Raw genomic sequence first — 7023 nt, 5'->3', positions numbered from 1 at the left:
CCCCCCCCCCCCCCCCCCCCCCCCCCCCCCCCCCGAGGCGGTGAGTTATCACTGCGCCAAGTTTCTCTCGATCATGATCCCGGCGATCGAGGCGAAACTGTCCTCGACCGAAGGCGGCGAGCCGGCGCGCAAGCGCCTTGCCGCCCATCTCGGCGACGAACGGGTGCTGGAGGACGCGACCGACATCGTCCGGATCCTGCCGGATATCGGCGCGCTCGCCTATTTGCCGGCCAAGCTGCCGTCGGTGATCAAGAACCTCGCCGACGAGGGGCTCGACAACGCGCGCATGCTGCTCGATCCGATCGCCACCAAGCGGCCTTCGCTCCTGCCCTTCGCGCTGGCCCTGGTACAGGCCCGGCTCGCTCATCGCCATCAATTGGTGCGGTTGGCGGTCGCCGCGACCGAGAGCGACGATCCGACCAAGATCGCCGCCAATCCCTACCGTCATGCGGTCGAGCTGGTCCTGGCCGATGCCGAACTCGCGGTCATCGGCACGACCGCCGCGCTGAAGGCCAACAAGCCGCAGGTCGTCGGCGGCCTCGTCAAGGATTTTCACGACGCCGCCCGGGCGCTGCGCACCGACATGAACCTGTCGGGCGACGGCCCCTGGCAGCGCCGCATGGCCAAGCTTCGCGGCGTTCTGGCCGGGTTGCTGTCGGCCGAGATCGAGGGCGTGCCGGGGCAGATCCGCCGCCATCTGCGCGCCCGGCATCGCGACGACGTGCATGTCGAGCAGGTGACCGAGGACGTGGTCAGCGAGATCGAGACCCGGCTCGACCTGTTGACCGTCTGTCGCAATTCGGCCGCCGAGATCGCGCTCAACGAGATCACCGTCCGGGTCTTCACCGAGATCCAGGGTTATCTCGACCCGCGTTTGACCCAATTGCTGGAATCGATCCGCAGCGCGCCCGAGACCGACCGAGCGCTGAAGATCAGCCAGATCGAGGCCGGCATCCGCTTCTCGGCGCGCATCTTCGGTGCCAGCTATGCCCAGCTCCTGCAGAAGGCCGCCGAGGTGGCGATCCACAGCGCCAGGAACGCCGGGCGCTGACCGCCCGGTGCGGGAGATGCCGGCCGACCGCTGACGCATTCGTCATGATTGCCATTTGATCGCCGTCATTGTCGCGGCTCTTCGGCTGGTCTATTGCCCAGGCCGGCCCGCGACGCATCGCCCGGTGGCGTGCGGCGGCGCCGACCTTTAAGTGTGCGGCATGGATGGGTCCATGACGGTCTGGTTGGTCTTCGCGGTCATGACGGCCGCCGCGATTTTCGCGGTGCTGGTGCCGCTCGCGCGCTCGCGCGAGGCAGCGGCCCGGTCGTCGGGCTCGGATCTCGCCGTCTATAAGGATCAATTGGCCGAAATCGGCCGCGACCGGCAGGTCGGCCTGATCGGCGAGGCCGAGGCGGAGGCGGCGCGCATCGAGGTGTCGCGCCGGCTGATCGCCGCCGCCGACCAGGCGTCTCCGGACCTTGGCTCATCGCTCAGGCGCCGCCGGATCGCGGCGGTCGCAGCGATCGTCCTGGTGCCGCTGGTGGCGGCCGCCGCCTATGGCACGCGCGGCCGGCCGGACTATCCGGGCCAGCCCTTCGCCGGCAGGGTCCGCGAGACGCCGGCCGAACGTGACCTTGCGACCCTCATCGGCCGCGTCGAGGCGCATCTTGCCGCCAATCCCGAGGATGGCCGCGGCTGGGAGATCCTGGCGCCGATCTATGCAAGGCTCGGGCGCGGAGCCGACGCGATCAAGGCGCGCGCCAACGCCCTGCGGCTGCTCGGCGCGACCGCCGATCGCGAGGCCGATCTCGCCGAGGCGCGGGTGCTCGAAGCCCAGGGCCAGGTGACGGCCGAGGCCAAGGCCGGCTTCGAGCGTGCCATCGCCATCGAGCCGAACCATCCGAAGGCCAGCTATTTCGTCGGTCTTGCCGCCGAGCAGGCCGGCAGGCCGGAAGAGGCCCGGGCGGTCTGGACCCGGCTCGCCGAAGCAGCACCTCCCGGCGCGCCCTGGCTTGCACCGATCCAAAGCGAGATCGTACGGCTTGGCGGTACGCCGCCGCCGGCACCGGCGATACCGAGCGCGACCGATATCCGCGGCATGGTCGACGGACTGGCGGCGCGGCTCGCCGCCGATGGCAGCGATTTCGAAGGCTGGCTGCGCCTGGTCCGCTCCTATGCCGTGCTGGGCGACGGCGCCCGGGCACGCCAGGCCGCGACGGACGCGCGCCACCATTTTGCCGCCGAGGCCGAGAAAATCACCCGGCTCGATGCGCTGGTCCGCGAACTGGGCCTCGGAGGCTGATCGAGATGACCCGCAAGCAGCGCCGCCTGACCTTGATCGGTTTCGCCCTCGGCGTGCTGGGCATCGCCGCCGGCCTGGTGCTCTACGCCTTGTCCGGCTCGATCACCCTGTTCAATTCGCCGACCGACGTGGTCGAGAAGGCGATCCAGCCGGGCACGCGGATCCGTCTTGGCGGCCTGGTCGAGACCGGCTCGGTCCGGCGCGGCGAGAACATGCAGGTGCGCTTCAGCGTTACCGACGGCCGCAACTCGGTCCCGGTCGCCTATACCGGTGTGCTGCCCGACCTGTTCCGCGAAGGGCAGGGCGTGGTGACCGAAGGTGTCATCGAACCCGGCAGGCAGTTCCGCGCCGACAGCGTGCTGGCCCGTCACGACGAGAATTACATGCCGAAAGAGGTTGCCGACAGCCTGCGACAGCAGGGCCTCTGGCGACCCGGCGATCCAGTCCCCGGCCGCGACGCGGCGGGTCAAACCGGGACGAGGTGACCATGTCTCCGGAAATCGGCCACTATGCCCTGGTCCTGGCGCTGGCCTTGGCGCTGATTCAATCGGTCGTGCCGGTCGTCGGCGCCAGGAAAGGCGATGCCGTGCTGATGGGCACCGCCGGGCCGGTGGCACTTGGCCAGTTCGCCTTCATCGCGCTGGCTTTCGCGACCCTGACCTACGCCTATCTGGTCTCGGATTTCTCGGTCGAGAACGTCTATCTCAACAGCCATCCGGCCCAGCCGCTGATCTACAAGATCTCCGGCGTCTGGGGGAACCACGAAGGCTCCATGCTGCTCTGGGTGCTGATCCTGGCGCTGTTTTCGGCGCTGGTGGCGGTGTTCGGCGGCAACCTGCCGCTCAGCCTGAAGGCCAATGTGCTGGCGGTGCAAAGCTGGATCACGGTCGCCTTTCTCCTGTTCATCCTGAACACCTCCAATCCCTTCACGCGGCTCTCGCCGGCGCCTTTCGACGGGCGTGACCTCAATCCGCTGCTGCAGGACCTCGGCCTGGCGATCCATCCGCCGCTGCTCTATGTCGGCTATGTCGGCTTCTCCATGTCCTTTGCCTTCGCCGTGGCGGCGCTCATCGACGGCAAGATCGACGCCGCCTGGGCCCGCTGGGTCAGGCCCTGGGCGCTGACCGCCTGGATGTTCCTGACCGCCGGCATTTCGATGGGCTCGTTCTGGGCCTATTACGAGCTCGGCTGGGGCGGCTGGTGGTTCTGGGATCCGGTCGAGAACGCCTCGCTGATGCCCTGGCTCGCCGGCACCGCGCTGCTGCATTCGGCCATCGTCATGGAAAAGCGCGAGGCCCTGAAGGTCTGGACCGTGCTGCTGGCCATCCTCACCTTCTCGCTGTCGCTGCTCGGCACTTTCCTGGTCCGCTCCGGCGTGCTCACGTCGGTCCACGCCTTCGCCGTCGACCCTGAGCGCGGCGTGTTCATTCTCGCGATCCTGGTGGCGTTCATCGGCGGTTCCCTGGCGCTCTACGCCTGGCGGGCGCCGATGCTGAAACAGGGGGGCATCTTCGCGCCGGTGTCGCGCGAAGGCGCGCTGGTGCTGAACAACCTGTTCCTGACCGCCGCCTGCGCCGTGGTCTTTGTCGGCACCCTCTATCCCCTGGCGCTGGAGGCCCTGACCGGCGCCAAGATCTCGGTCGGTCCGCCCTTCTTCAACTGGACCTTCGGCCCGCTGATGGTGCCGCTCCTGGTGGTCATGGTGTTCGGCCCCTTCCTGGCCTGGAAACGCGGTGACCTCTACGGCGTCGCCCAGCGCCTGACCTGGGCCTTCGGCCTCGGCGTCGCCGGCATGCTCGCCGCTTATGCGGCGACCTGGGGCGGCCCGGTGCTGGCACCGGTCGCCATCGGCCTTGCCTGCTACATCATTGCCGGCTCGCTGATCGAGGTCGCCGAGCGGATCCAGCTGTTCCGCGCGCCGGCCGCCACCGTCTGGGCCAGGGCCAAGGGCCTGCCGCGTTCGGCCTGGGGCACGGCCGTCGCCCATGCCGGGGTCGGCGTCATGCTCATCGGCATTGTCGGCGAGACCGCCTATCGCCAGGAGCTGATCGTCCAGGTCAGGCCGGGCCAGACCGTGTCGATCGCCGGCTTCGACCTGACCTTTGACGGCATGTCGCCGCAGGAGGGGCCGAACTATCGCGACCAGGTCGCGCGCCTGCGCGTCGCCGAGGGCGGCGTTCCCGCCGGTGTCCTGGCCCCCGCCAAGCGGGTCTATACGGCCCGCAACATGCCGACCACCGAGGCGGCGCTGAGGACGCGCGGCGTGTCGCAGCTCTATGTCTCGCCCGGCGATCCCGGCGAGGACGGCTCGATCGCGCTCCGGCTGTTCTACAAGCCGATGGTGCTGCTGATCTGGATCGGCACGCTGTTCATGGTGTTCGGCGGCATGCTCTCACTATCGGACCGGCGCCTGCGTGTCGGCGCTCCGAAGCCGGCGGCCCGGCGGGCCACGGCGCCGGCCCTGGAGGCGGCGGAGTGATGGGCCTGCAACGGAGCGCCCTTGCCGTCGCGCTTATGCTGGCGCTGGCAGCGCCCGGCCTGATCGGGCCGGCGAGAGCCGCGTTGCCGGACGAGATGCTGGCCGATCCGGTCCTCGAGGCACGCGCCCGTACGCTCAGCCAGGAGCTGCGCTGCATGGTCTGCCAGAACCAGTCGATCGACGATTCCGATGCCTCGCTTGCCCGCGACCTCCGGCTGCTCGTCCGCGAACGGCTGAAGGCCGGCGACAGCGACAGGCAGGTGCTGGATTTCCTGGTCGATCGTTACGGCGAGTTCGTGCTGCTGACGCCGCGGCTGAGCCGCCACACCTGGGCGCTGTGGGCGGCGCCGGTCGCTTTCCTGGCCGCCGGCGGGCTCTACATCGCCTTCGCCCTGCGCCGCCGCCGGGCCAGTCCGGCCGTTCAGCCGCTGACCGACGAGGAAAAGGCCAAGCTCGACGCCGTCCTGAAGTCGTAGGAGCCCGGCCGCGCCGAGGCCGGCCGGCACCTTACCAAACCGTAATCTCCCGGCCAGAGCGCCGTAATCTGGCCTGCACCATTGTCCGGGGCACTCACGGAGCTTCCGTGTCCCCGTTTCGATGGAGCTACCCTCATGTCACCTCGCCTGCGTACCGCGCTCTACGGCACCGTTGCGGCCCTGGCCATTGGCGCCGGCGTCCTGCAGTTCCAGACTGCCCCGTCCAGTTTCATCGCTCCCGCCCATGCCCAGTCCACCCAGGCCGCTCAGATCGGCAGCCTGCCGTCCTTTGCTGACGTGGTCGAGCGGGTTCGCCCCGCCGTCGTCTCAGTCAAGGTGACGCGCGCCGCCACCAGCGAGCAGATGTCGTTCCGCGACATCCCGGGCATGGACGAGGGTGATCGCGGCATGATGGAGCGCTTCATGCGCCGCTTCGGCGAGCAGGGGCAGGGCGATCCGCGCTTCGGCCAGGGTGAGCGCCGCGGCGGTCAGGGCCGTGGTGGACCGCGCGCGGTCGCGCAGGGCTCCGGCTTCTTCATTTCGGCCGACGGTTATGTCGTCACCAACAACCACGTGGTCGAAGGCGCGACCGAGGCCGATCTGGTCATCGATGGCGGCCGCACGGTCAAGGCCAAGGTCGTCGGCACCGATCCGCGCACCGATCTTGCGCTCCTGAAGGTCGAAGGCACCAACTTCCCCTTCGTGCGCTTCGCCGCTCAGGCACCGCGTGTCGGCGACTGGGTCCTGGCGGTCGGCAATCCCTTCGGCCTCGGCGGCACGGTGACCGCCGGCATCGTCTCGGCGCGCGGCCGCGACATCGGCTCCGGTCCCTATGACGACTTCCTGCAGATCGACGCGGCGGTGAACCGCGGCAATTCCGGCGGCCCGACCTTCAATGCCGCCGGCGAGGTGATCGGCGTCAACACCGCGATCTACTCACCGTCGGGAGGCAATGTCGGTATTGCGTTTGCCATCCCCTCGGAGACCACCCAGACCGTGATCGCCGCGCTGCGCGACACCGGCACCGTCTCGCGGGGTTGGATCGGCGTGCAGATCCAGCCGGTGACCGAAGAGATCGCCGAGAGCCTCCGGCTGGCCCGGCCGGAAGGCGCGCTGATCGCCAGCGTCCAGAGCGGCAGCCCGGCGGCGCGCGCTGAGCTCCGGCCGTCCGACGTGATCACCGCGGTCGACGGCCAGCCGGTCAAGGACGCCCGTGACCTCAGCCGTCGCATCGGCACTGCCCATCCCGGCGCCACCGTCAAGCTGACGGTCCAGCGCGACGGCGCCGAGCGCAGCGTCAACCTGACGCTCGGCCAGCTCCCGAACGAGCGCCAGGCTTCGGCGCGCGGCGACCAGCCGGGCGAGCAGCGTGGCGATCAGCAGGCCGGACCGCAGGTCCCGCGTCTGGGTCTGACGCTGCAGCCGGCCGGCCGTGGCGGCAAGTTCGGCGGCAGCGGCGAAGGCCTCGTCGTCACCGATGTCGACCCGAACGGCCCGGCCGCGGCGCGCGGTGTCCGTGAGGGCGACGTGATCATCGATGTCGCCGGCCGGGCGGTCGCCTCCACCCGCGACGTCCATGAGGCGCTTGCGGCGGCACGCGCCCAGGGCCGCCGTTCGGCGCTGATCCGGCTGCGCTCCGGCGACGGCCAGCGCTTCATCGCCATCCCGCTCAACGCGGGTTGAAATAAAATGCGCGTGGGTTCGAACCTTTTTCGGACCCACGCCGACACATAAGCGATCCGGCGCGGCAACCCCCCAGTCGCCCCCCGCTGCG

General features: G+C 69.7%; 6 protein-coding genes. All 6 read left to right on the top strand.

The genetic code is table 11. The annotated features are described in order from the left end of the window. Nucleotides 1-40 precede the first annotated feature (40 nt). The 6 genes from AC07WJ_RS34545 (at nt 41) to AC07WJ_RS34520 (ending at nt 6932) form a co-directional block, all read left to right on the top strand. Entirely contained in the window at nt 41-1051 is a 1011-nt protein-coding gene (locus tag AC07WJ_RS34545; RefSeq protein WP_494939272.1) for a hypothetical protein, read from the top strand. Between the two features lie 172 nt (nt 1052-1223). Beyond that, nucleotides 1224-2294 carry a c-type cytochrome biogenesis protein CcmI gene (gene ccmI / locus AC07WJ_RS34540; RefSeq protein WP_494939271.1) on the top strand — a complete coding sequence of 357 codons (1071 nt, stop codon included), beginning with the start codon at nt 1224-1226 and terminating at the stop codon, nt 2292-2294. A 5-nt stretch (nt 2295-2299) separates the two neighbouring features. Beyond that, nucleotides 2300-2779, top strand: coding sequence for a cytochrome c maturation protein CcmE (gene ccmE / locus AC07WJ_RS34535; RefSeq protein WP_494939270.1), 480 nt, complete (start codon nt 2300-2302; stop codon nt 2777-2779). Between the two features lie 2 nt (nt 2780-2781). Then, complete coding sequence (locus AC07WJ_RS34530; RefSeq protein ID WP_494939269.1) at nt 2782-4773, top strand: heme lyase CcmF/NrfE family subunit; 1992 nt, start codon at nt 2782-2784, stop codon at nt 4771-4773. Next, nucleotides 4773-5249: a cytochrome c-type biogenesis protein gene (locus tag AC07WJ_RS34525; protein WP_494939268.1), complete on the top strand. Its 477-nt coding sequence runs from the start codon at nt 4773-4775 to the stop codon at nt 5247-5249. Before AC07WJ_RS34530 ends, AC07WJ_RS34525 begins: the two co-directional genes overlap by 1 nt. Nucleotides 5250-5384: 135 nt before the next feature. Next, nucleotides 5385-6932, top strand: coding sequence for a Do family serine endopeptidase (locus AC07WJ_RS34520; RefSeq protein WP_494939267.1), 1548 nt, complete (start codon nt 5385-5387; stop codon nt 6930-6932). Nucleotides 6933-7023: the final 91 nt, after the last annotated feature.

It is taken from the genome of Phreatobacter sp. GW821-FHT04C01 (assembly GCF_059420385.1).
This window is presented reverse-complemented; position numbering and strand designations above follow the sequence as displayed.